16 protein-coding genes, 1 tRNA gene and 1 pseudogene are annotated in these 21,718 nt (G+C 61.4%); 14 read left to right on the forward strand and 4 right to left on the reverse strand.

The features are described from left to right. Positions 1-8: 8 nt before the first annotated feature. Positions 9-1,997 (reverse strand): bifunctional tRNA (5-methylaminomethyl-2-thiouridine)(34)-methyltransferase MnmD/FAD-dependent 5-carboxymethylaminomethyl-2-thiouridine(34) oxidoreductase MnmC, encoded by a 1,989-nt coding sequence (mnmC, locus tag CQ002_RS25960; protein WP_105162620.1) that lies wholly within the window; start codon positions 1,995-1,997, stop codon positions 9-11. A 141-nt stretch (positions 1,998-2,138) separates the two neighbouring features. Between mnmC and pap the strand changes: the two genes are divergently transcribed. The 3 genes from pap (at position 2,139) to CQ002_RS25975 (ending at position 6,135) form a co-directional block, all read left to right on the forward strand. Then, complete coding sequence (pap, locus tag CQ002_RS25965) at positions 2,139-3,653, forward strand: polyphosphate:AMP phosphotransferase (protein WP_098467141.1); 1,515 nt, start codon at positions 2,139-2,141, stop codon at positions 3,651-3,653. Between the two features lie 145 nt (positions 3,654-3,798). Further along, positions 3,799-4,983: a thiolase family protein gene (locus CQ002_RS25970; protein ID WP_105162619.1), complete on the forward strand. Its 1,185-nt coding sequence runs from the start codon at positions 3,799-3,801 to the stop codon at positions 4,981-4,983. Positions 4,984-5,178: 195 nt separating this feature from the next. Then, a complete protein-coding gene (locus CQ002_RS25975; RefSeq protein WP_034107764.1) occupies positions 5,179-6,135 on the forward strand; it encodes a DMT family transporter in 957 nt (318 codons plus the stop codon). Here the strand turns inward: CQ002_RS25975 and CQ002_RS25980 are convergent. After that, complete coding sequence (locus CQ002_RS25980) at positions 6,132-7,514, reverse strand: class II fumarate hydratase (RefSeq protein ID WP_034107761.1); 1,383 nt, start codon at positions 7,512-7,514, stop codon at positions 6,132-6,134. The two genes, CQ002_RS25975 and CQ002_RS25980, sit on opposite strands and share 4 nt — an antisense overlap. 193 nt (positions 7,515-7,707) lie before the next feature. On the opposite strand from CQ002_RS25980, the gene CQ002_RS25985 reads away from it, so the two are divergent. From CQ002_RS25985 to CQ002_RS26015, 7 genes are all read left to right on the forward strand, one after another. After that, positions 7,708-8,226, forward strand: coding sequence for a DUF2059 domain-containing protein (locus CQ002_RS25985; protein ID WP_105162618.1), 519 nt, complete (start codon positions 7,708-7,710; stop codon positions 8,224-8,226). Positions 8,227-8,232: 6 nt separating this feature from the next. Next, a complete protein-coding gene (locus CQ002_RS25990; protein ID WP_034107759.1) occupies positions 8,233-8,526 on the forward strand; it encodes a BolA family transcriptional regulator in 294 nt (97 codons plus the stop codon). A 158-nt stretch (positions 8,527-8,684) separates the two neighbouring features. Then, entirely contained in the window at positions 8,685-9,626 is a 942-nt protein-coding gene (locus tag CQ002_RS25995) for a rhodanese-related sulfurtransferase (protein WP_105162617.1), read from the forward strand. Between the two features lie 36 nt (positions 9,627-9,662). Then, positions 9,663-10,265: a DsbA family protein gene (locus tag CQ002_RS26000; protein ID WP_174555886.1), complete on the forward strand. Its 603-nt coding sequence runs from the start codon at positions 9,663-9,665 to the stop codon at positions 10,263-10,265. Next, positions 10,258-12,075 (forward strand): ABC transporter ATP-binding protein, encoded by a 1,818-nt coding sequence (locus CQ002_RS26005; protein ID WP_105162616.1) that lies wholly within the window; start codon positions 10,258-10,260, stop codon positions 12,073-12,075. Before CQ002_RS26000 ends, CQ002_RS26005 begins: the two co-directional genes overlap by 8 nt. 76 nt (positions 12,076-12,151) lie before the next feature. Next, positions 12,152-14,614 (forward strand): EAL domain-containing protein, encoded by a 2,463-nt coding sequence (locus CQ002_RS26010; RefSeq protein ID WP_034107752.1) that lies wholly within the window; start codon positions 12,152-12,154, stop codon positions 14,612-14,614. A 78-nt stretch (positions 14,615-14,692) separates the two neighbouring features. Beyond that, on the forward strand, positions 14,693-15,460 hold the full coding sequence (locus CQ002_RS26015; RefSeq protein ID WP_189655696.1) for a TenA family transcriptional regulator: 768 nt from the start codon (positions 14,693-14,695) through the stop codon (positions 15,458-15,460). A 21-nt stretch (positions 15,461-15,481) separates the two neighbouring features. Here CQ002_RS26015 and CQ002_RS26020 read toward each other — a convergent pair whose 3' ends face one another. Together CQ002_RS26020 and lldD are read right to left on the reverse strand one after the other, a co-directional pair. Further along, positions 15,482-16,408 (reverse strand): GGDEF domain-containing protein, encoded by a 927-nt coding sequence (locus tag CQ002_RS26020; protein ID WP_069077892.1) that lies wholly within the window; start codon positions 16,406-16,408, stop codon positions 15,482-15,484. 401 nt (positions 16,409-16,809) lie between these two features. Then, the gene (lldD, locus tag CQ002_RS26025) at positions 16,810-17,940 is read right to left on the reverse strand and encodes an FMN-dependent L-lactate dehydrogenase LldD (protein ID WP_105162615.1); all 1,131 of its coding nucleotides are present in this window, start codon (positions 17,938-17,940) and stop codon (positions 16,810-16,812) included. A gap of 101 nt (positions 17,941-18,041) precedes the next feature. Between lldD and CQ002_RS26030 the strand changes: the two genes are divergently transcribed. The 4 genes and pseudogenes from CQ002_RS26030 (at position 18,042) to CQ002_RS26045 (ending at position 21,687) form a co-directional block, all read left to right on the forward strand. Further along, a complete protein-coding gene (locus tag CQ002_RS26030; RefSeq protein ID WP_034107746.1) occupies positions 18,042-18,938 on the forward strand; it encodes a LysR family transcriptional regulator in 897 nt (298 codons plus the stop codon). Between the two features lie 60 nt (positions 18,939-18,998). Beyond that, positions 18,999-19,074, forward strand: a tRNA-Asn gene (locus CQ002_RS26035). Positions 19,075-19,195: 121 nt separating this feature from the next. Continuing rightward, a pseudogene (locus CQ002_RS26040) lies at positions 19,196-19,705 on the forward strand (ParA family protein); the annotation flags it as partial. Between the two features lie 260 nt (positions 19,706-19,965). Next, positions 19,966-21,687 carry a ShlB/FhaC/HecB family hemolysin secretion/activation protein gene (locus CQ002_RS26045; protein WP_105162614.1) on the forward strand — a complete coding sequence of 574 codons (1,722 nt, stop codon included), beginning with the start codon at positions 19,966-19,968 and terminating at the stop codon, positions 21,685-21,687. Positions 21,688-21,718: the final 31 nt, after the last annotated feature.

The following is a 21,718-nucleotide window of genomic DNA, read 5'->3' on the forward strand; positions in this document are numbered from 1 at the left end:
AGCCTGGTCTAGGGCTTGCCGGCGTTGCTGCGAATCAGCGCGCGCACGGCAAAGCGATTGGGGTGGCAAGCCTCGGCCACGCTGCTGGGCAAGGGCAAGGGTTCGGCTTCCAGCCAGGCTGCCAGCAGTTCGGCACACAGCGGCGCGGTCACCAGGCCCCGTGAGCCATGGCCGCTGTTGATGTAGACGCCATCGAGCCAGGGGCAGGGGGCCGTTGGCACGTGGCGGGCGTCCTTGCGCAGAATCGCATAGGCCTCGTCGAACGCATCACGCTCGGCCAGCGGCCCGACAATCGGCAGGTAGTCGGGGCTGGTGCAGCGGAATGCCGCGCGGCCTTCGAGGTCTCCGGGGGCCAATGTGTCGGCACCCAGGCGCAGGGCTAGGTCGGCGGAGATTTCCCGCAGCATGTCCAGGTTGCCGGCATGTTCGGTGGCGGTAGGCGTGAGGTCATCGTTCTTGAAGTCGAAGCTGGCGCCCAGGGTGTGCTCTCCCAGGCGCGCCGGGGCAACGTAGCCCTCGGCACACACCACGGTAGCCAGCGCCTGGCTGGCCGGGGTTTGCGCCAACCGGGTGATTTGCCCGCGGATACGCTTGAGCGGCAGGTCGGCACTGAACGCAAAGCGCTTGACCTCGGCGGCACCGGCCAGCACCACTACACGGGCGCTGGCCAGCAGGTGATCGCCGGCCAGGGCTTGCCATTGACCGTCAACGCGTCGCAACTCAAGGGCTTCGTGATGGGGCAGGACCTCGATCAATGGGTGCCGCGCCTGCCATTCGCACAGGGCTGGCGGATGCACCCAGCCGCCCTCGGGGTAAAACAGCCCGCCATGGGCCAATGCCACGCCCGCGCGCGCCTGGGCCTGAGCGGTATCCAACGGGTGCAGCAGGCCTGGCGCGAACGCTTCGGCCAACTGCGCCTGACGTTCGGCCTCCTTGGCATTGAACGCCAGTTGCAGCACGCCGCAACCGTCCCAGTCGACGCCCCGGTGCAGGTGCTCCAGCAGGCGCCGAGTGTGGCCGAAGCCGCTGAGAATCAGCTGGGAAAGCGCCGTGCCATGAGCGGACAGCTTGAGGTACAGCACGCCCTGCGGGTTGCCCGAGGCTTCCTGGGCCAGGGCGCCATGGCGCTCCAGCAGTTTGACGTTCCAGCCGCGTGCCGCGAGGCTGGCCGCCGTGGCGCAGCCGGCGAGGCCGCCGCCGATCACCAGCGCGCTGCGCTCACCCTGCAGGGGCGCTGGGCGGGCGAACCACGGTTTGCCTTGGGCCGGTGGCGGCGTTTCGACCGGCCAACCGAGAAACTCGCCACGCAGGATCTCCCATTTGTGGCCGATGCCCGGGGTACGTTTCATCTTGAACCCGGCGGCGTTGATCAGCCGGCGTACCCAGCCGGTGCTGGTAAAGGTACTGATGGTCGAGCCGGGTGCCGCCAGGCGTGCCAGTTGGGCGAACAGCTCGGCGGTCCACATGTCGGGGTTTTTCGCCGGGGCGAAGCCGTCGAGAAACCACGCATCGACCTGCGCGTCCAGTTGCGGTAATTGGTCGAGGGCGTCGCCGATCAACAGGGTCAGCGTCACGCGGCCGTTGTCCAGCACCAGGCGTTGGAAGCCTTGGTGGATGGCGATGTACTGCGCCAGCAGTTGCTCGGCGAAGGGCGCCAGTTCGGGCCAGAGGGCGAGGGCGCGTTGCAGGTCGGCATGGCTCAGCGGGTACTTTTCCACACTGACAAAATGCAGCCGCGCACCGGCCACCGCGTGTTGCTCGAAGAGCTGCCAGGCGCAGAGAAAATTCAAGCCAGTGCCGAAGCCGGTCTCGCCAATCACCAGCCTGCCGCCCACCGGCAGGGCGGCAAAGCGTTCCTGCAAACGGTTCTGTTCCAGGAACACATAGCGGGTTTCTTCAAGGCCCGACTGGTCGGAAAAGTACACATCGTCGAACACCCGCGAATGCGGGCGACCTTGGTCATCCCAGTCGAGCTGGGCGTGGATTACGGGGTTCATGGGCGGCTCGGTAAAGACAAGGCCGCCATTCTAGCCGATCAACAGGCTTTGAATTGACCCATGGCAAGCGGCGGTGGAATTTCCTCCCGCACGGCGTTGCCCAATCCGCTAGTCTTGATCCATCTTGAAACGGAGCTGCCCATGTTCGAATCCGCCGAAATCGGTCACGCCATCGACAAAGACACCTTCGAAGCCGAAGTGCCCGCCCTGCGTGAAGCCCTGCTGGAAGTGCAGTACGAACTGCAACAGCAAAAGCGCTTCCCGGTGATCATCCTCATCAACGGCATCGAAGGCGCCGGCAAGGGCGAGACCGTCAAGCTGCTGAATGAATGGATGGACCCGCGCCTGATCGAAGTGCGCACCTTCGACCAGCAGACCGACGAAGAACTGGCGCGACCACCGGCCTGGCGCTACTGGCGCCAACTGCCGGCCAAAGGGCGCATGGGCATCTTTTTCGGTAACTGGTACAGCCAGATGCTGCAAGGCCGCGTGCATGGGCAGATCAAGGACGCCCGTCTGGACCAGGCCATCGCTGGCGCCGAACGCCTGGAAAAAATGCTTTGCGACGAAGGCGCACTGATCTTCAAGTTCTGGTTCCACCTGTCCAAGAAGCAGATGAAAGCGCGGCTCAAGGCATTGGCCGATGACCCGCTGCATAGCTGGCGCATCAGCCCGCTGGACTGGCAGCAGTCCCAGACCTACGACAAGTTCGTGCACTTTGGCGAACGCGTGCTGCGGCGCACCAGCCGTGACTACGCACCGTGGCATGTGATCGAGGGCGTCGACAGCAACTATCGCAGCCTCACCGTGGGCAAGATCCTGCTCGAAGGCCTGCAAAATGCCCTGGAACTGCGCAAGGGCAAGGCCAGTGGCATGAACCCGGCGCCGTTGCCCTCTGCGGTCGACCAGATGAGCCTGCTCAACAGCCTCGACATGACGCTGCGCCTGGACAAGGACGATTACGAAGAACAACTGATCACCGAGCAGGCGCGGTTTTCCGGCTTGATGCGCGACAAACGCATGCGCAAGCACGCCCTGGTGACGGTATTTGAAGGCAACGATGCGGCGGGCAAAGGCGGTGCTATCCGGCGGTTGGCTGCGGCCCTTGACCCGCGTCAGTACCATATCGTGCCGATCGCGGCGCCCACCGAAGACGAGCGTGCGCAGCCTTACCTCTGGCGCTTCTGGCAGAAAATCCCGGCGCGCGGCAAATTCACCGTGTTTGATCGCTCCTGGTATGGCCGCGTGCTGGTGGAGCGCATCGAGGGCTTCTGCACCACGGCGGACTGGATGCGTGCCTATGGCGAGATCAATGACTTCGAAGAGCAACTGCGCGACGCGGGCGTGATCGTGGTCAAGTTCTGGCTGGCCATCGACAAACAGACCCAGTTGGAACGCTTCCAGGCCCGCGAAGAGATTCCGTTCAAGCGCTTCAAGATCACCGAAGACGACTGGCGCAACCGCGAAAAATGGGACGACTACCGGGCTGCCGTGGGCGATATGGTCGACCGCACCAGCACCGAAGTCGCACCCTGGACCCTGGTGGAAGCCAACGACAAGCGCTGGGCGCGGGTCAAGGTGTTGCGCACCATCAACCTGGCGCTGGAAGAGGCGTTCGCCAAGTCCGACAAGCACGACAAAAAGAAAAAGAAATAGCGCCTGGCTTGTTCTGGTGAGCAAGCCTGCTCACCGCAGGCAGAGCACGCTGGCCATGCTTTTGTATACGCCGGGTGAATGATCGTCGCGGTTGCGCAGGGCTGGATCTATGCTCGATCCAACAACCACAAGATCGAGGTAGCCCATGCGTGAAGTAGTGATCGTCGACAGCGTGCGAACCGGCCTGGCCAAATCCTTTCGCGGCAAGTTCAACCAGACCCGTCCGGATGACATGGCCGCTCATTGCGTCAATGCGCTGCTCACCCGCAATGGCATTGACCCGGCCACGGTGGAAGATTGCATCGTCGGCGCCGGCTCCAACGAAGGTGCCCAGGGCTACAACATCGGCCGCAACGTGGCGGTGCTCTCCCAATTGGGCACTGGCACCGCGGGTATGACCCTCAACCGTTTCTGCTCTTCGGGCTTGCAGGCGATTGCCATCGCCGCCAACCAGATTGCCTCGGGGTGCAGCGACATCATCGTCGCCGGCGGCGTCGAATCCATCAGCCTGACCCTCAAAAGCGTCAACACCGACAACCTGATCAACCCGTTGCTCAGAGAGCAGGTGCCGGGCATCTACTTCCCCATGGGCCAGACCGCCGAGATCGTTGCGCGTCGCTACAACGTCAGCCGCCAAGAGCAGGACCTGTATGCCCTGCAAAGCCAGCAGCGCACCGCCCAGGCCCAGGCCGACGGTTTGTTCAACGATGAAATCGTGCCGATGAGCGTCACGTACAAGGTCGAGGACAAGCACACGGGTGAGGTGCAGGTGCTCGAAGGCGTGGTCGACCGTGATGACTGCAATCGCCCGGACACCACCCTGGCCAGTCTGCAAGGCTTGAAACCCGTGTTCGCCGAACACGGTTCGGTGACGGCAGGTAACTCCTCACAGCTCTCCGACGGTGCCTCGATGACCCTGGTGATGAGCCTGGAAAAAGCCCTGGCACTGGGCCTCAAGCCCAAGGCGTTTTTCCGCGGGTTTACCGTGGCCGGCTGCGAGCCCGACGAGATGGGCATTGGCCCGGTATTTTCGGTGCCCAAGCTGCTCAAGGCCAAGGGCTTGCAGGTGGCAGACATTGACCTGTGGGAGCTCAACGAGGCGTTCGCCTCCCAGTGCCTGTATGCGCGCAATCGCTTGGAAATCGACAATGCCAAATACAACGTCAACGGCGGTTCGATCTCCATTGGGCATCCCTTTGGCATGACCGGTTCGAGGCAGGTGGGGCACCTGGTGCGTGAGTTGCAGCGGCGCAATCTGCGCTATGGCATCGTCACCATGTGCGTGGGCGGCGGCATGGGCGCCACGGGGCTTTTCGAAGCTGTGCGGTAAATCTCACTGAAGAAACCGGATCAGAAAGTGTGGGAGCGGGCTTGCTCGCGAATACGGTGTATCAGTCAGCACATCCGATACTGACACGCCGCATTCGCGAGCAAGCCCGCTCCCACATTTGAACCGCGTCATAGCCCAATCCATTCGCTTGCCCCTAGAATGCCGGTTCCACTTCCTCTGGCTTCTGGGGCACTCATGCACATCTCTTCCGGCCGCTGGGTCTACGGCTTTCTCCTGACCCTGCTGACCGCGTTTCTCTGGGGTATTCTGCCGATCAAACTCAAGCAGGTGCTGCAGGTGATGGACCCGATCACCGTCACCTGGTTTCGCCTGACGGTGGCCGGCGGTTGCCTGTTCATCTACTTGGCGCTCACCAGGCGCTTGCCCAGCCGCAAAGTGCTGGGCCCCAAGGGTGGGTGGCTGGTGGGGATGGCGGTGTGCGGCCTGGTGGGCAATTACGTGTTGTACCTGGTGGGCCTGAAAATGCTCAGCCCCGGCACTGCGCAGTTGGTGGTGCAGATGGGGCCGATCTTCTTGATGATCGCCAGTGTGTTCGTGTTCAAGGAGCGCTTCAGCCTGGGCCAGGGCTTGGGCCTGGTGGTATTGATCATCGGGTTTGGCCTGTTCTTCAACCAGCGCCTGGACGAAATGCTCACCTCGCTCGGCGCCTACACCGCAGGCGTGCTGACCATCCTGCTCGCCACCACTATTTGGGTGTTCTACGCGCTAGGCCAGAAGCAATTGCTGACGGTGTGGAATTCGCTGCAAGTGATGATGGTGATCTACCTGTCGTGCGCCGCGCTGCTTACGCCCTGGGCACATCCCCTGGAAGCACTGGACCTGAGCCCGCTGCAAGGCTGGCTGTTGCTGGCGTGCTGCATGAATACGCTGGTGGCCTACGGCGCCTTTGCCGAAGCGCTCGCCCACTGGGAAGCCTCGCGGGTCAGTGCGACGCTGTCGCTCACGCCTCTGGTGACTTTTGTGGCGGTGGCTTTGGCGGCGTGGCTATGGCCGGCGTATGTGCAGGCCGAAGAGATCAACGCCCTGGGGTATGCCGGGGCGTTGGTGGTGGTGCTGGGCTCGGCGACCGTGGCGCTGGCGCCGTCGTTGCTCGCCGGGCTGAAGGCCCGGCGGTTACGCATGGCGCCCTAGGCGCCCAGCATGTCTTCCGGGCGTACCCACTGGTCGAATTCCGCCTCGGTGAGGTACCCCAGGTCAAGCGCCGCCTCCCGCAGGGTCAACCCTTGCGCGTAGGCCTTCTTGGCGATCTCTGCGGACTTGTCGTAGCCGATGTGCGGATTGAGTGCCGTCACCAGCATCAACCCCCGCTCCAGATGCGCGGCCATCTGCTGGGCGTCGGGTTCAAGGCCGGCCACGCAGTGTTCCTGGAAGTTGTTGCAGCCGTCGGCGAGCAGGCGGATCGATTCCAGCAGGTTGTGGATGATCACCGGCTTGTACACGTTCAACTGCAAGTGCCCCTGGCTGGCGGCAATACCGATGGTCACGTCATTGCCCAGGACCTGGCAGGCCAGCATCGACAGGGCTTCGCACTGGGTGGGGTTGACCTTGCCCGGCATGATCGAACTGCCCGGTTCGTTGGCTGGTAACTTTACTTCCGCCAAGCCGGCGCGCGGACCGGAGCCGAGCAGGCGCAGGTCGTTGGCGATTTTCATCAAGGCCACGGCCAGGGTTTTCAGCGCGCCGTGCAGCGTCACCAGCGGCTCGTGGCCGGAGAGGGCGGCGAATTTGTTCGGTGCGGTGACGAACGGCAAGCCCGACAGCGCCGCCAGTTCGGCAGCAATCGCTTCGCCAAATCCGTGGGGCGCGTTGAGCCCGGTACCTACGGCGGTGCCGCCCTGGGCCAGCTCGCACACGGCGGGCAGGGCTGCGCGTACGGCGCGTTCAGCGTAATCGAGTTGGGCGATAAAGGCCGAGAGTTCCTGGCCAAAGGTGATCGGCGTGGCATCCATCATGTGGGTGCGCCCGGTTTTCACCAGCTTCATATGCTTGGCCGCCTGCTCCGCCAGCCCGCCGGAGAGGGTTGCAATCGCGGGGAGCAGCTGTTGATGCACGGCCTGCACGGCGGCGATGCTCATGGCCGTGGGGAAGCAGTCATTGGAACTCTGGGAACGGTTGACATGATCGTTGGGGTGCACCGGGCTCTTGCCGCCGCGCGGGTTGCCCGCCAGCTCGTTGGCGCGGCCGGCGATCACTTCGTTGGCGTTCATGTTGCTCTGGGTGCCACTGCCGGTCTGCCAGACCACCAGGGGGAACTGGTCATCATGTTGACCGGCCAATACTTCGTCGGCGGCCTGCTCGATCAGGCGGGCGATGTCGGCGGGCAGGTCGCCATTGCGGTCGTTGACCCGTGCCGCAGCCTTCTTGACCAAGGCCAGGGCGTGCAGTACCGCCAGGGGCATGCGTTGCTCGCCAATGGCAAAATTCACCAGCGAGCGTTGGGTCTGCGCGCCCCAGTAAGCGTCATCCGGGACGTGGACTTCTCCCAGGCTGTCGGTTTCGATACGGCTCATCGGGCACACTCCTTCAGGTTCGTTTGCGCAGTTTAGGCTGTGATGGGCCCTGGGGGTTCCCCTAAAAGACTTTTCATCGGATTGAGTGCCGCAAATCCAGGCCCGACAAGGGGTGGGGTTGAGCCATGGCGTTTTTTAGGCGCAGAATGGGCGCCCTTGGGGTCTTACCTCGCCTGCTAGAAAAGGAAACTCGATGACTCGTCTTCGTGCCATCTGTACCGCGGTTGCTCTGGTTTGCGCCAGCGGCCAAGTCTTTGCCGATACCGCCAGCCACAACGCCAGTGCCGAAGCCTTCCTTACCCTGGCCCATGCCGACAAGCTGGGTACCCCGGTGTACATGCAAGTGCAGCAAATGTTCGCCCAGCGTTTCGAGCAGACCAAGGCGCCTGCCGCCAAGCAGTCCGTACTGGACAGCTACCAGGCCAAGGCCAACGCCGCCCTGGACCAGGCCATCGGCTGGCCAAAACTCAAGCCTGACATGGTCAAGCTCTACACCAGCAATTTCAGCGAGTCCGAACTCAAGGACCTGGTTGCTTTCTACCAGTCGCCATTGGGCAAGAAAGTGCTGGAAAAAATGCCGCAACTGACCCAGCAATCGGCCCAGATGACCCAGGCCAAGCTGGAAAGCGCCGTGCCGGTGGTGAACAAGCTGTTGGAAGACATGACCAACGAGCTGACGCTAAAAGCCGCCGCACCGGCCAAGAAGAAGTAAGCAGGAATGACCATGCAACAGCGTATCGAAACGGCACTTGCCGCCCTGGGCAGCGACCACTTGAGCGTGCTGGACGAAAGCCATATGCACAGCCGTGGGTTGCAGACCCATTTCAAGGCCGTGCTGGTCAGCCCGCAGTTCGAGGGGCTCAACCGCGTCAAGCGCCACCAGAAGGTCTACGCCACCCTGGGTGACCTGATGAGCGAGTTTCATGCGCTGGCGCTGCATACCTACACGCCTGAAGAGTGGGCGAAAATCGACGCAGCCCCGGCCTCGCCGACCTGCGCCGGAGGACACTGAAAGCCGCCGCACGCTTCAAGCTGTAAACGGCAAGATTGAAGCAATCTTTCCGCTGGCAGCTGGCTTTTTGTTAGAATCCTCAACGCGCCGCTCAGTCGGCGCGTTTTTTTTGCATCCGGTTCACCCCTTACGAGGGTAGCCACCTGGAGAGAACACCCATGACTCAACCGATTGTCGTGGCGGCACTGTATAAGTTCGTCACCCTTGAAGATTACGTCGCCCTGCGCGAGCCACTGCTGCAGGCGATGGTCGACAACGGCATCAAAGGCACCTTGCTGATCGCTGAAGAAGGCATCAACGGCACCGTTTCCGGCAGCCGCGAAGGCATTGATGGCCTGATGGCCTGGCTGAAGAACGACCCACGCATGGTCGACATCGACCACAAAGAATCCTATTGCGACGATCAGCCGTTCTACCGCACCAAGGTCAAGCTCAAGAAAGAGATCGTGACCCTGGGCGTCGAAGGCGTCGACCCGAACAAGAAAGTTGGCACTTATGTTGACCCGCAGGACTGGAACGCGCTGATCAGCGATCCGGAAGTGCTGCTGATCGACACCCGTAACGACTACGAAGTCTCGATCGGTACCTTTGAAGGCGCGATCGACCCGAAAACCACCAGTTTTCGCGAATTTCCCGACTATATCAAAGCCAACTTCGACCCGGCCAAGCACAAGAAGGTCGCCATGTTCTGCACCGGCGGCATTCGTTGCGAGAAAGCCTCGAGCTACATGCTCAGCGAAGGCTTTGATGAGGTCTACCACCTCAAGGGCGGCATCCTGAAGTACCTCGAAGAGGTGCCCCAGGAAGAAACCAAGTGGCAGGGCGACTGCTTTGTTTTCGATAATCGCGTGACCGTGCGCCACGACCTGAGCGAAGGCGACTACGATCAATGTCATGCCTGCCGCACCCCTGTGAGTGTGGAAGACCGCGCCTCCGAGCATTACGTGGCTGGCATCAGTTGCCCGCATTGCTGGGATAAGCTGCCGGAGAAGACCCGACGCAGCGCGATTGACCGCCAGAAGCAGATCGAGCTGGCCAAGGCCCGCAATATGCCGCACCCGATTGGCTTCAACTACAAGCAAACTCCTTCCGAGGCCTGACCCATGTCTGCGCGCCTGCTCTATGTAATGGACCCGATGTGTTCCTGGTGCTGGGGCTTTGCCCCGGTGGCCGAGGCGTTGGTGGAGCAGGCCCAGGCGGCCGGCGTGGAACTGCACCTGGTGGTGGGCGGCTTGCGCACCGGCAGCGGTGCGGCACTGGAGCCGACGACCCGGCGCTATATCCTGGAGCACTGGCAGGCGGTCACCGACGCCACCGGCCAGCCGTTCAAGCGTGAAGGTGCGTTGCCCGACGGGTTTGTCTACGACACCGAGCCTGCGTGCCGCGCCATCGTCACTGCGCGCAGCCTGGCGCCGGACTGCGCCTGGACGCTGCTGGGGCTTATCCAGCGCGCGTTTTACGTCGAGGGTCGTGACGTGACCCTGGCCAGTGTGCTGGTGGAACTGGCCGAGCAGGCCGGCATCCCGCGTATCGAATTCGCCGGCGCGTTTGACCGTGCCGAGCAGCACGCTGCCACCGCAGCCGATTTCACCTGGGTACAAGACCTTGGCATCGCCGGTTTTCCGACGCTGCTGGCCGAACGCAATGGCCAGTTGGCCTTGCTGACCAATGGTTATCAGCCGCTGTCCGAGCTGTCGCCTTTGTTGGGACGATGGCTGGAGCGAGCAACCTGTGCATGATCAGCCTGACAAAGAACCCGGTAAACGCGTCGACCGCCTGACCTGGGCGGAGATTCGCCGCCTGGCCCTGCGCCACAAGAAATCCCTGTGGATCGCCAATGGTGTTGCCGTGCTGGCGACCCTGTGCAGCGTGCCCATCCCTCTGCTCTTGCCCTTGCTGGTCGATGAAGTGCTGCTGGGCCGTGGCGATGCCGCGCTCAAGGTGATGAACCAGGCGCTGCCCCTGGGTTGGCAGAAGGCTGCTGGTTATATCGGCCTGATGCTGTTGGTGACCCTGTTCCTGCGGTGTGGGGCCCTGGTGTTCAACGTGGTGCAGGCGCGACTGTTTGCGCGGTTGGCCAAGGACATCGTGTACCGCATTCGCGTGCGCCTGATCGAACGGCTCAAGCGTATTTCCCTGGGTGAATATGAAAGCCTGGGCAGTGGCACCGTCACCACCCACCTGGTCACCGACCTGGACACCCTGGATAAATTCGTCGGCGAAACCCTCAGCCGCTTCCTGGTGGCCATGCTCACGCTGGTGGGGACTTCGGCGATCCTGGTGTGGATGCATTGGCAACTGGCGCTGCTGATCCTGCTGTTCAACCCGCTGGTGATCTACGCCACTGTGCAGTTGGGCAAGCGGGTCAAACACCTGAAGAAACTGGAGAACGACAGCACCTCGCGGTTTACCCAGGCGCTGACTGAAACCCTGGACGCCATCCAGGAGGTGCGCGCGGGCAACCGCCAGGGCTTCTTCCTCGGGCGCCTGGGCCAGCGTGCCCAGGAGGTGCGGGACTACGCGATCCATTCCCAGTGGAAAACCGACGCCTCCAGCCGCGCCAGCGGTTTGCTGTTCCAGTTCGGTATCGACATCTTCCGTGCGGCGGCGATGCTGACGGTGCTGTTTTCCGACCTGTCCATCGGCCAGATGCTCGCAGTGTTCAGCTACCTGTGGTTCATGATCGGCCCGGTGGAGCAACTGCTCAACCTGCAATACGCGTACTACGCGGCGGGCGGGGCGCTGACGCGGATCAACGAACTGCTGGCGCGTGCCGATGAGCCGCAATATGCCGGCGGCGAAGACCGGTTCACCGGGCGTGAAACCGTTGGCATCGAAGTGCGCGGCCTCGATTTCGGCTATGGCGAAGACTTGGTGCTGGACCAGTTGAACCTGACCATCGCCCCCGGTGAAAAGGTGGCGATCGTCGGCGCCAGCGGCGGTGGCAAAAGCACCCTGGTGCAACTGCTGCTCGGGCTCTACACGCCTCAGGCCGGCACGATCCGCTTTGGCGGGGCAACCCAGCAGGAAATCGGCCTGGAGACGATTCGCGAGCACGTCGCCGTGGTACTCCAGCATCCTGCGCTGTTCAACGACACTGTTCGTGCCAACCTCACCATGGGGCGCGAGCGCAGTGACCAGGCCTGTTGGCAGGCACTGGAAATTGCCCAACTCGATGCTACCGTCAAGGCATTGCCCATGGGCCTGGACAGCGTGGTCGGGCGTTCTGGGGTACGATTCTCGGGAGGGCAGCGTCAGCGCCTGGCGATTGCGCGCATGGTGCTGGCCGAGCCGAAAGTGGTGATCCTGGACGAAGCGACTTCCGCCCTGGACGCCGCCACCGAATACAACCTGCACCAGGCGCTGGCGCGCTTCCTCAGCGGGCGTACTACACTGATCATTGCCCACCGCCTGTCGGCGGTTAAGCAAGCCGATCGAGTATTAGTATTCGACGGTGGTCATATTGCGGAGGACGGTGATCACCAGCAACTGATTGCCGATGGCGGCTTGTATGCCAAGCTCTATGGGCACTTGCAACAAGTGCGTTGATTTGATTTAGCCTAGTCTGAGCTATCGGAAGCGGATATTCGCGTGCGTACCCAGCAGTGCATGTGCAAGGGACTTCATGAAGCAAAAACGGACTCTCGGAACGCCAAGGCTGTTGGGCATTGTCTGGCCCTTTATCGCCGTTGTACTGTTCCAGGCATTGTTGGGCTGCGTCAGTCTCTACGTGCTCTCGGCGGTGCGGGGCTACGTGGCCGGCGAAAGCCTGTGGTCCAAGGGCCAGAAGGACGCCATCTACTACCTGACGCTGTACGCCGATAACCGCGACCAGACCACTTACCTCAAATACCAGCAAGCCATTGCCGTGCCCCAGGGTGGGCACGAATTGCGCGTGGCACTGGACCGTTCCACCCCTGATCTGAATGCCGCACGCCTTGGCATTCTCAAGGGTGGCAACCACCCGGATGACGTTTCCAGCGTGATCTGGCTGTACCTCAACTTTCGCCATTTCAGCTACCTGGAAAAAGCCATCGAGCTGTGGACCGTCGGCGATGGCTACCTGGTGCAATTGGATGACCTGGCGCGCGAGATGCACAACGCAATTACCCGCGACCAGGTCACCGCCAACGATGTGCGGCAATGGAAGGCGCATATCACCGCGATCAACGAAAGCGTGACGCCGGCGGCCAAAGCCTTCAGTGACGCCTTGGGCGAAGGCTCGCGGGTGATCCTGCGTTTGCTGCTGATCACCAACCTGGCCACCGCCCTCGGCCTGATCGTGCTGGCACTGTTGCGCACGCATAAGCTGCTGACCCAGCGCCATGCTTTTGCCAATGCGCTGCAAGAAGAGAAGGAGCGCGCGCAGGTCACCCTGGAGTCGATTGGCGATGGGGTGATTACCACCGACGTCGACGGTGCCATCACCTACATGAACCCGGCAGCCGAGGCCCTGACCCACTGGACCACCGCCCAAGCCCAGGGGTTGCCCCTGGCTGCGTTGTTCAACCTGCTGGATGACAACGCCCAGCCCGACGGTTTTACCCTCATCGAACATATCGTCAAGGGCCAGCTCGGCGGTGGCAGCGAGCATTCGAAAACCATCCAGCGCTTGGACGGCAGCACGGTCTCGGTGACCCTGGTGGGGGCGCCGATCCGCGCCGCCGGCAAGATCACGGGGGCGGTGCTGGTCTTGCATGACATGACCCAGGAGCGTCAATACATCGCTAACCTGTCCTGGCAGGCGACCCACGATGCACTGACTGGCCTGGCCAACCGTCGCGAGTTCGAGTTCCGCCTGGAACAGGTGCTGCACCCTTCCGCCCAGCAGAACGGCGGGCGCCATGCATTGATGTTCCTTGATCTCGACCAGTTCAAGCTGGTCAACGACACCTGCGGCCATGCGGCGGGTGACGAGTTGCTGCGGCATATCTGCGCGTTGCTGCAGTCTGACCTGCGCGAAGGCGACACACTGGCGCGACTGGGGGGCGACGAATTCGGCATCCTGCTGGAAAACTGCCCGCCGGCCGTGGCCGAAAAGATCGCCGAGAGCCTGCGCCATACAGTGCAAAGCCTGCATTTTGTCTGGAAGGGGCGGCCGTTCATGACCACGGTCAGTATCGGCCTGGTGCACATGGGGAACACCCCGACCACCCTGGAAACCTCGCTGCGGGCCGCCGACATGGCGTGCTACATGGCCAAGGAAAAAGGCCGCAACCGCGTGCAGGTGTATCACGCCGATGACTCGGAACTGTCGCTGCGCTTTGGCGAAATGGCCTGGGTACAGCGCCTGCACATGGCATTGGAAGAGAACCGCTTCTGCCTGTACGCCCAGGAAATTTCGCCGCTGGGCCAGACCGACGGTGGTGACGGGCATATCGAGATCCTGCTGCGCCTGCACGACGAGGCCGGTCGCATCATTTTGCCCGACAGCTTTATTCCGGCCGCCGAGCGTTACGGTCTGATGACCTCCCTGGACCGTTGGGTGGTGGAAAATGTGTTCAAGATCATCGCCCGTTGCCTGTTGGAACGCCCTGGGCGTCCCATGGCCATGTGTGCGATCAATCTGTCAGGCATAACCATTGGTGATGATGACTTCCTCGGGTTTTTGCGTGAGAAGTTTCATACATACAATATTCCGCCCGGCATGATCTGTTTTGAAATTACCGAAACCAGTGCGATTGCAAACTTAGGCAGTGCGATCCGCTTTATTAATGAACTCAAAGCCTTAGGCTGTCATTTCTCGCTGGATGACTTTTGTGCCGGAATGTCCTCATTCGCCTATCTCAAACATTTACCTGTAGACTTCCTGAAGATCGATGGAAGTTTCGTAAAGGATATGCTGGACGACCCGATTAACCGCGCGATGGTCGAAGTGATCAACCACATCGGCCACGTCATGGGTAAGCGCACAATTGCAGAGTTTGTCGAGACACCGCAAATCGAACAGGCGTTACTCGAGATTGGTGTGGATTACGCTCAGGGCTACCTGATTGAACGACCGCAATTGTTTACCTTTGATAGCTTGCAGTGTCGACCTGTGCGGCCGCAGCCTCTGTTATTCAAGGCGCCCGGCACATTCCGCTGAAACATTTGCTGGTCTGTACAATCACACTTAAAAAGGAGCCTTACAGTGATCGACACTTTCAATAGAACCGGCCCGCTTATGGAAGCCTCGAGTTACCCCGCCTGGGCGCAGAAACTCATCCAGGACTGTAGCGAGAGCAAGCGCCGAGTTGTCGAGCACGAACTGTACCAGCGCATGCGCGACAACACGCTCAGCGCCAAGACCATGCGCCACTACCTGATCGGTGGCTGGCCTGTGGTGGAACAGTTTGCCTTGTACATGGCACAGAACCTCACCAAGACTAAATTTGCCCGACATCCTGGGGAGGACATGGCGCGGCGATGGCTGATGCGCAATATTCGCGTGGAACTCAACCACGCCGACTATTGGGTGCATTGGGCCCGGGCACACGGCGTGAGCCTGGAGGAGTTGCAGGCCCAGAACGTGCCGCCGGAGTTGCATGCGCTGAGTCATTGGTGCTGGCACACCAGTTCCGCCGATTCGCTGATCGTGGCCATTGCCGCGACCAACTACGCGATTGAAGGCGCAACGGGGGAGTGGTCCGCGGTCGTGTGCTCTACCGGTGTCTACGCGGCGGCCTTCCCCGAGGAAGAGCGCAAGCGTGCGATGAAGTGGCTGAAGATGCACGCCCAGTACGATGATGCGCACCCGTGGGAAGCGCTGGAAATCATCTGCACCCTGGCCGGGATGAACCCGAGCAAGGCCCTGCAGGTGGAGTTGCGTCAGGCCGTGTGCAAGAGCTATGACTACATGTACCTGTTCCTGGAAAGCTGCATGCGCCTGGAGAAAGAGAAAGCCCCAGCCGTGATGCGCGAGCGCCAGGCGCGGGTCGCCAGCGAAGCCTGATGTTAAGGGAGGTGGCGGGGTCTACCCCGCCATCGCCAAGCGGTTGCGGCCTTCGCGCTTGGCCACGTACAGCGCGCTGTCGGCTCGGCGCAACAGACTTTCGGCAGACTCTGCAGCCAGCAAGGTGGAGCAGCCCAGGCTGACCGTCAATTCGATTCGCGTTCCGTCCGCCCGGTAGTCCTGGGCCTGTGCCGCCTGGCGCAGGCGCTCCCCGACCATCGCCGCTGCGTCCCGGCCGGTGTTGGACAGCAGGATCAGAAACTCTTCCCCGCCAAATCGAAACACCATGTCCACGTTACGCAACTGGCTCTTGATCGCTGCCGCGACGGCGCGCAGCACGTTATCGCCTGCGGCATGGCCGTGGGTATCATTGATGGTCTTGAAGTGGTCAATGTCCAGCATCAGCAAGGACAGCGGGTTCAGGTGCCGGCGCGCCATGTCGATTTCCCGTTGCAGGGTCTGGTCCATGGCAATGCGGTTACCGGTCTCGGTCAAGGGGTCGCGCAGGGCGCTGCGGGTGGCCGCGCGGTAAAGCAGCGCGTTGCGCATCGGGTAGAGCAGGGTAGCCAGCAGCGATTCGAGCTGGCCGAGTTCTTCTTCCGTCAGGCGTTGGTTACGCCGAAAGATCAGCTCGCCAAGATGCTCGCCTTCATGGCTCAGGCTGTAACTCACCGAATGGTGGCCGCGATGGCCAAACTCCAAGCGCAGGTCGCTGGCTTGGTGCCGGTACTGCAGGGCGTCCAAGGGCACCAGGCGCTGGACCTCGCGGAAAAACGCACCGAGGATACGCTCCGGCTCCAGGCTGGTTTGCAATTGCTGGCCCAGTTGCTGGCGAAGTTGAGCGAGGGTCGTGGGGCGGCGCGGAAGGAGGGATGGCTGACCAAATCCCAGGCGTTGCAATTTGGCACTGTCAAAGTCAATTGCATTGGTCTGGGTCGGTGTTTTCATAAGCGATCGGCCTCTAAGCACATAGCTGTCTTACAGGCTTGATAAGAGTGGCGAGTGCCAAGCGTCTTACTGTTCCTTCAGTTCCGTAAAACATGAGTAACAGTTTAGACCGCTTTGCCATGGGTTATAACCCCTGGGTACTGCCGCACGTCCTGTCATCGCTCAGCCTGTTTGAATAAGGTTAGAGCGAGATTCATGCCAGGTTCGTTCAATTAAATAAAACCTTTATAAATCAGGCGACTGTCCCCATCGGTAAATACAGTCGCCGGAGAGTGGCGCCAGTTATTTGGCAAGCCAGGGAGGCGGGGGCAACACTTGGACGATACCCTCGGCCAGCGGCTGGGGCTGTTGCCGGAGCAGTTGGCCCCATCCTAGGCAAGTGGAATCGTCGACCAGCAGGGTCAGACGAGGGTGGTACGGTCGATCTGCTCGATGGACGTGACGCCGGTCAGCGTCATGGCCACGCGCATTTCCTTGGCGAAGATGTCCAGCAGGTTCTCCACCCCGTGCTGGCCGTCGGCGGCCAGGGCATAGGCGGTGGCGCGTCCCAGCAGGCAGGCCTTGGCGCCCAGGGCGAGCATGCGCACTACGTCCAGCCCGGAACGGATGCCGGAGTCCACCAGCACCGTGAGGTCATCGCCCACGGCGTCGGCAATCGGCGGCAGCGCCTTGGCGGTGGACAGCACGCCATCCAACTGGCGGCCGCCGTGGTTGGACACCACGATGCCGTCGGCGCCGAAACTCACCGCATCCTTGGCGTCCTGGGGGTCGAGGATGCCCTTGATGATCATCGGGCCTTTCCAGAACTCGCGGATCCACTCCAGGTCTTTCCAGCTGATCGACGGGTCGAAATTGTTCGCCAGCCAGCCGATGTAGTCTTCCAGATGCGTCGGTTTGCCCAGGTACTTGGAGATGTTGCCCAGGTCGTGGGGACGGCCCATCAACCCCACGTCGAACGCCCATTGCGGTTTGGTCACGGCTTGCAGCATGCGCCGCTGAGCCGCGAACGGCCCGGACATGCCGGAATGAGCGTCGCGATAGCGCGCGCCGGGCGTGGGCATGTCCACGGTAAACACCAATGTGGTGACCCCGGCGGCCTGCGCGCGCTCCAGCGCATTACGCATGAAACCACGGTCCTTGAGCACGTAGAGCTGGAACCAGATCGCCTGCGCGCTTTGCGACGCCACTTCCTCGATCGGGCACACCGACACCGTCGACAGGCAGAACGGAATGCCCTTGTTGGCCGCCGCCTTGGCCGCCTGCACTTCGCCACGCCGCGCATACATACCGGTGAGCCCGACCGGGCTGAGGATCACCGGCATGTCCAGGGTCTGGCCGAAGAGCGTGGTCTTCAGGCTCAGGTTGTCCACATTGCGCAGGATGCGCTGGCGAAGGCTGATCTCGGCCAGGTCCGAACCGTTCGCACGCATCGTGTGTTCGGCGTAGGCGCCGCCGTCGATGTAGTCGAACAGGAAGCGCGGCAGCTTGCGCTTGGCGGCTGCGCGGTAGTCGGAGGCGGACGAGATGATCATTATTAGCGGCTCCACAAGGCAAAGTGGGTTCAGGATAGGCAACTCTCTGGCATGATAAAAACAACTTTTATCACTGGTTGCCAGTCGCCAAGGGAATACTGATGAACCTGAGGACATTACGGGCCTTTGTCGAAGTGGTGCGCCAGGGCGGTTTCTCCCAGGCTGCCGAGGTGGTCGCCCTGACCCAGTCCACCGTCAGCAAAGCGGTCAAGACCCTGGAAGAAGAGCTGGGCACGCCACTGCTCAATCGCCTGGGCCACCGCAACGAACTCACCGCGGCCGGCGAAATTGCCTACCGGCGAGCCTTGGTGCTGCTTGCCGAGCGCAACGACCTGGTGGCCGAGATCAACGACCTGCGCGGCCTCAAGCGCGGCGTGCTGCGCATCGGCCTGCCACCGGTGGGCTGCGGCGTGCTGTTTGCGACGATGTTCGCCACCTACCGTAGCCGCTACCCGGACATCGACATCGAACTCACCGAATACGGCAGCAAAAAATTGCGCGAGTGCCTGGAAGCGGGGGAAGTCGACCTGGCGGCACTGTTGCTGCCGGTGGATGAGGATTTTGACTACCAGCCCGTGCGAAACGAGCCGCTGATGGCCGTGCTGCCTATTCGCCATCCGCTGGCTCACTTCAAGCGTATCGACTTCACCGACCTGGCCGATTCGCCGTTCATCCTGTTCGAAGCCGGCTTTGCCCTCAACGCCAAGATCCTCGCCGCCTGCGAGCGCAAAGGCGTCACCCCCAAGGTAACCGCTCGTAGCGGACAGATCGATTTCATCGTCGACCTGGTCGCCGCCGGCCTGGGCGTGGCCTTCCTACCGCGCATGTTGGCGCACAAGCATCAACACGCCGGCATCGCCCTGATTCCCCTGGACGAACCCCACACCGACTGGCACATCGCCCTGGCCTGGCGCGCCAGCGCCCACCTACCACCCGCTGCCTTGGCGTGGCTGGAGCTGGCCAGGGAGCACGCCGTCTCAACCGGCCATCCGGATTAATCGCGGCAAATGCTAGAGAAAGCTTGACTTCTCCTTTTCAATCAGTAACATACGGCGCATTCCGCGATAGCTCAGTTGGTAGAGCAAATGACTGTTAATCATTGGGTCCCTGGTTCGAGTCCAGGTCGTGGAGCCAGATAGAGAAAGCCTGCAGAGATGCAGGCTTTTTTTTGCCTTGGATTTCTCCAGGGTGATCAAAGCGCACAGCGTGACCAGCATGAAGCCGTCCCAAATCTTACGATTCAGAGGGAAGCTCCATGAAAGTCGCTGCAGTCGTTTCAACCAAAGGCGGGCCGGGTAAGACCACGGTTGGCGCCAATTTAGGTGCGTTCTGCGCCGATGCAGGTGTTCGGACCCTGCTCATTGATCTTGATAATCAGCCGTCACTGTCCTCGTTTTACAACCTGTCGCACGAGGCACCTGGCGGTACCTATCAGTTGATCACGAGTAATGAGACTCGGCCTGATCAGATAATTTCTCAAACCATCATCCCCAATCTGTCGCTGATCAAGTCAAATGATCCCTTCAATCTATTGAGTAATTTGTTACTGCACGCTGCTGACGGACGCCTTCGTCTCAAGAATCTGATGCCGGCCTTTGCGCAGGACTTTGATTTGATTTTGATAGATACCCAGGGCGCTCGCTCCATCGTGCTAGAAATGGCCTTGCTGGGGTCTCAAGTGGCTATCTCTCCCATCACGCCCGATATGTTGACGGCTCGAGAGTTTCAGCGTGGGATGCTCCAGCTCTATCGAGACCTGGAGCCCTTACCTGCACATCTTTGATTGGCGTCGATGTTGGCAACGAGCTTGATGCAAGTGACGCTACAGCCGCATTTAAATGAGCGGGCAGGGCAGGAAAAAGATGTTTCACCGACGTACTCAACGGGGTGCGTAGTGACTTCCAGTCAGCCCATGCTCTCAGTACCAACGCTGAAACAAACTCGTACATTTTATTGACGTCATCAAAGCGCCACCATAAGATCGCCGCCAAACTATGGCACAAGGCCATGTAGAGGGATCTAGACATGTGGCGTTCGGTACATCGGACCAGGCTCGGCCTGCTGTCCGCTTTTTTTTGCCTGGGCACAGCCAGCTTGGCTCAAGGCGCAACTCCGCCGAACACGCCAGGCGTCACTGACCTGATCCGCGACCGCCAGGACCGCCTGCTCGAAGAGCAGCAACGCCGCCTAGAAGAACTCAAAGACCTGCCCGGCAAAACCGCCTCGCCAGCCAAGCCTGCAGCACCTGCCGACACTCGCTGCTTCCCCATCAAAACCATCGAACTCACCGGCGCCGACGTGCTGTCCGAAGGCGAGCGCACCAGCCTGCTCAAGCCTTACATCGGTCAATGCCTCGGTGTGCCGCAGCTCAATGAATTGCTCAAAGTCATCACCGATCATTACCTGGCCAAAGGCCTGGTCACCAGCCGCGCCTACTTGCCTCAGCAGGACCTCTCCAGCGGCAAGCTGAAAGTCCAGGTGATCGAAGGCCGGTTGGAAGGCATGAAGGGCGAAGAGGGCAGTGGCATCACCGATCGTCAACTGGCCATGAGCTTCCCAGGCAAAACCGGCGACTTGCTCAACCTGCGCGAAATCGAGCAGATGGTTGACCAGTTGAACCGCCTGCCGTCGAACCAGGCGCAGATGGAGTTGGCGCCCGGAAAGGAGGTGGGCGGTAGCGAAGTGCTGGTGAAAAACGCTCCGCAAAAACCGTGGCGCGTTGGGCTGTCACGCCACAACGGCGGCCAGCGCAGCACCGGTGAACAGCAGTGGGGCGTTAGCCTGGACTGGGACAACCCACTCGGCCTGGCCGACCAACTGTCCCTGCGCGGCGGCCATGATGCGGTCAGTGATCACCAGAAAACCTCGCGCAACTCGATGCTCAACTACAGCCTGCCGTTTGGCTGGTGGAACCTCAATTACAGCTACAGCGAAACCGAATACCGCGCCCTGGCGCAGGCCAATGATTTCAACTTCAAACAGTCCGGCGACAGCCAGAACCACCAGCTGCGCCTGGAACGGGTGATCCACCGCGATTCGCTGAGTAAAACCTCCCTCAGTACCGGCGTGGCTTACCTGCGCACAAACAACTTCATCGAAGACAGCAAACTGGCCCTGAGCAGCAACCGCCTCAGCGAAGCCCAGTTCGGCATCAACCACGGCCGGCGCATTGGCGGTTCGTTCCTCAACATCGACCTGGGCATGCAGGACGGCATCGGTGCGTTCGACGCCCAGGCCAATCACAACCCACGCCCCGGCCAGGCCGATGCGCGCTACCGCAAATACACCGCGACAGTGAGCTACCTGTACCCGTTCAAACTGTGGGGCGAGTCGTTCAGCTTCAGCAGTTTGATGACCGGCCAGCGCAGCGAAGACGTGCTGTTCAGCCCACAACGCATGAGCCTGGGCGGGCAGTCGTCGATTCGTGGCTACAGAGACCAAACCCTGAGCGGCGATAGCGGCGGTTACTGGCGCAACGATCTGCGCTGGAGCCGCCCGGTGACCTGGGCCTGGATGCAGCCGGTGTTCAGCGAATACGGCACCAGCCTCGGCTACGACCAAGGTGTGATCAGCCACGGCCGTTACAACGCCGAGCAGCATGGGCGCATGAGCAGCAACTCGGTCGACCTGTTTGCCCGCGGCCAGAACGTCGCCGCCACTGTGACCTTTGCACATTCTTTGGAAAGACCGGGGCCAATCACCGAGCGTGAAGCGCCGGTTTATTTCCGCCTGGATTTCTTCCTTTAAATTTTTACCGCCGTCTGGGCATCGAGACATT

This window comes from Pseudomonas sp. MYb13, from assembly GCF_002980075.1.
Classification (GTDB): domain Bacteria; phylum Pseudomonadota; class Gammaproteobacteria; order Pseudomonadales; family Pseudomonadaceae; genus Aquipseudomonas; species Aquipseudomonas lurida.

Excerpts from the sequence above, each read along its gene's own strand:
- CQ002_RS26020 (WP_069077892.1), bottom strand. The coding sequence starts at position 16,408 with ATGAAAACACCGACCCAGACCAATGCAATTGACTTTGACAGTGCCAAA.
- CQ002_RS26030 (WP_034107746.1), top strand. The coding sequence starts at position 18,042 with ATGAACCTGAGGACATTACGGGCCTTTGTCGAAGTGGTGCGCCAGGGC.
- CQ002_RS26045 (WP_105162614.1), top strand. The coding sequence starts at position 19,966 with ATGTGGCGTTCGGTACATCGGACCAGGCTCGGCCTGCTGTCCGCTTTT.
- CQ002_RS25975 (WP_034107764.1), top strand. The coding sequence starts at position 5,179 with ATGCACATCTCTTCCGGCCGCTGGGTCTACGGCTTTCTCCTGACCCTG.
- CQ002_RS25995 (WP_105162617.1), top strand. The coding sequence starts at position 8,685 with ATGACTCAACCGATTGTCGTGGCGGCACTGTATAAGTTCGTCACCCTT.
- CQ002_RS26010 (WP_034107752.1), top strand. The coding sequence starts at position 12,152 with ATGAAGCAAAAACGGACTCTCGGAACGCCAAGGCTGTTGGGCATTGTC.
- CQ002_RS25985 (WP_105162618.1), top strand. The coding sequence starts at position 7,708 with ATGACTCGTCTTCGTGCCATCTGTACCGCGGTTGCTCTGGTTTGCGCC.
- CQ002_RS25990 (WP_034107759.1), top strand. The coding sequence starts at position 8,233 with ATGACCATGCAACAGCGTATCGAAACGGCACTTGCCGCCCTGGGCAGC.
- CQ002_RS25970 (WP_105162619.1), top strand. The coding sequence starts at position 3,799 with ATGCGTGAAGTAGTGATCGTCGACAGCGTGCGAACCGGCCTGGCCAAA.
- mnmC (WP_105162620.1), bottom strand. The coding sequence starts at position 1,997 with ATGAACCCCGTAATCCACGCCCAGCTCGACTGGGATGACCAAGGTCGC.
- CQ002_RS26000 (WP_174555886.1), top strand. The coding sequence starts at position 9,663 with ATGTGTTCCTGGTGCTGGGGCTTTGCCCCGGTGGCCGAGGCGTTGGTG.
- pap (WP_098467141.1), top strand. The coding sequence starts at position 2,139 with ATGTTCGAATCCGCCGAAATCGGTCACGCCATCGACAAAGACACCTTC.
- lldD (WP_105162615.1), bottom strand. The coding sequence starts at position 17,940 with ATGATCATCTCGTCCGCCTCCGACTACCGCGCAGCCGCCAAGCGCAAG.
- CQ002_RS25980 (WP_034107761.1), bottom strand. The coding sequence starts at position 7,514 with ATGAGCCGTATCGAAACCGACAGCCTGGGAGAAGTCCACGTCCCGGAT.
- CQ002_RS26015 (WP_189655696.1), top strand. The coding sequence starts at position 14,693 with ATGGAAGCCTCGAGTTACCCCGCCTGGGCGCAGAAACTCATCCAGGAC.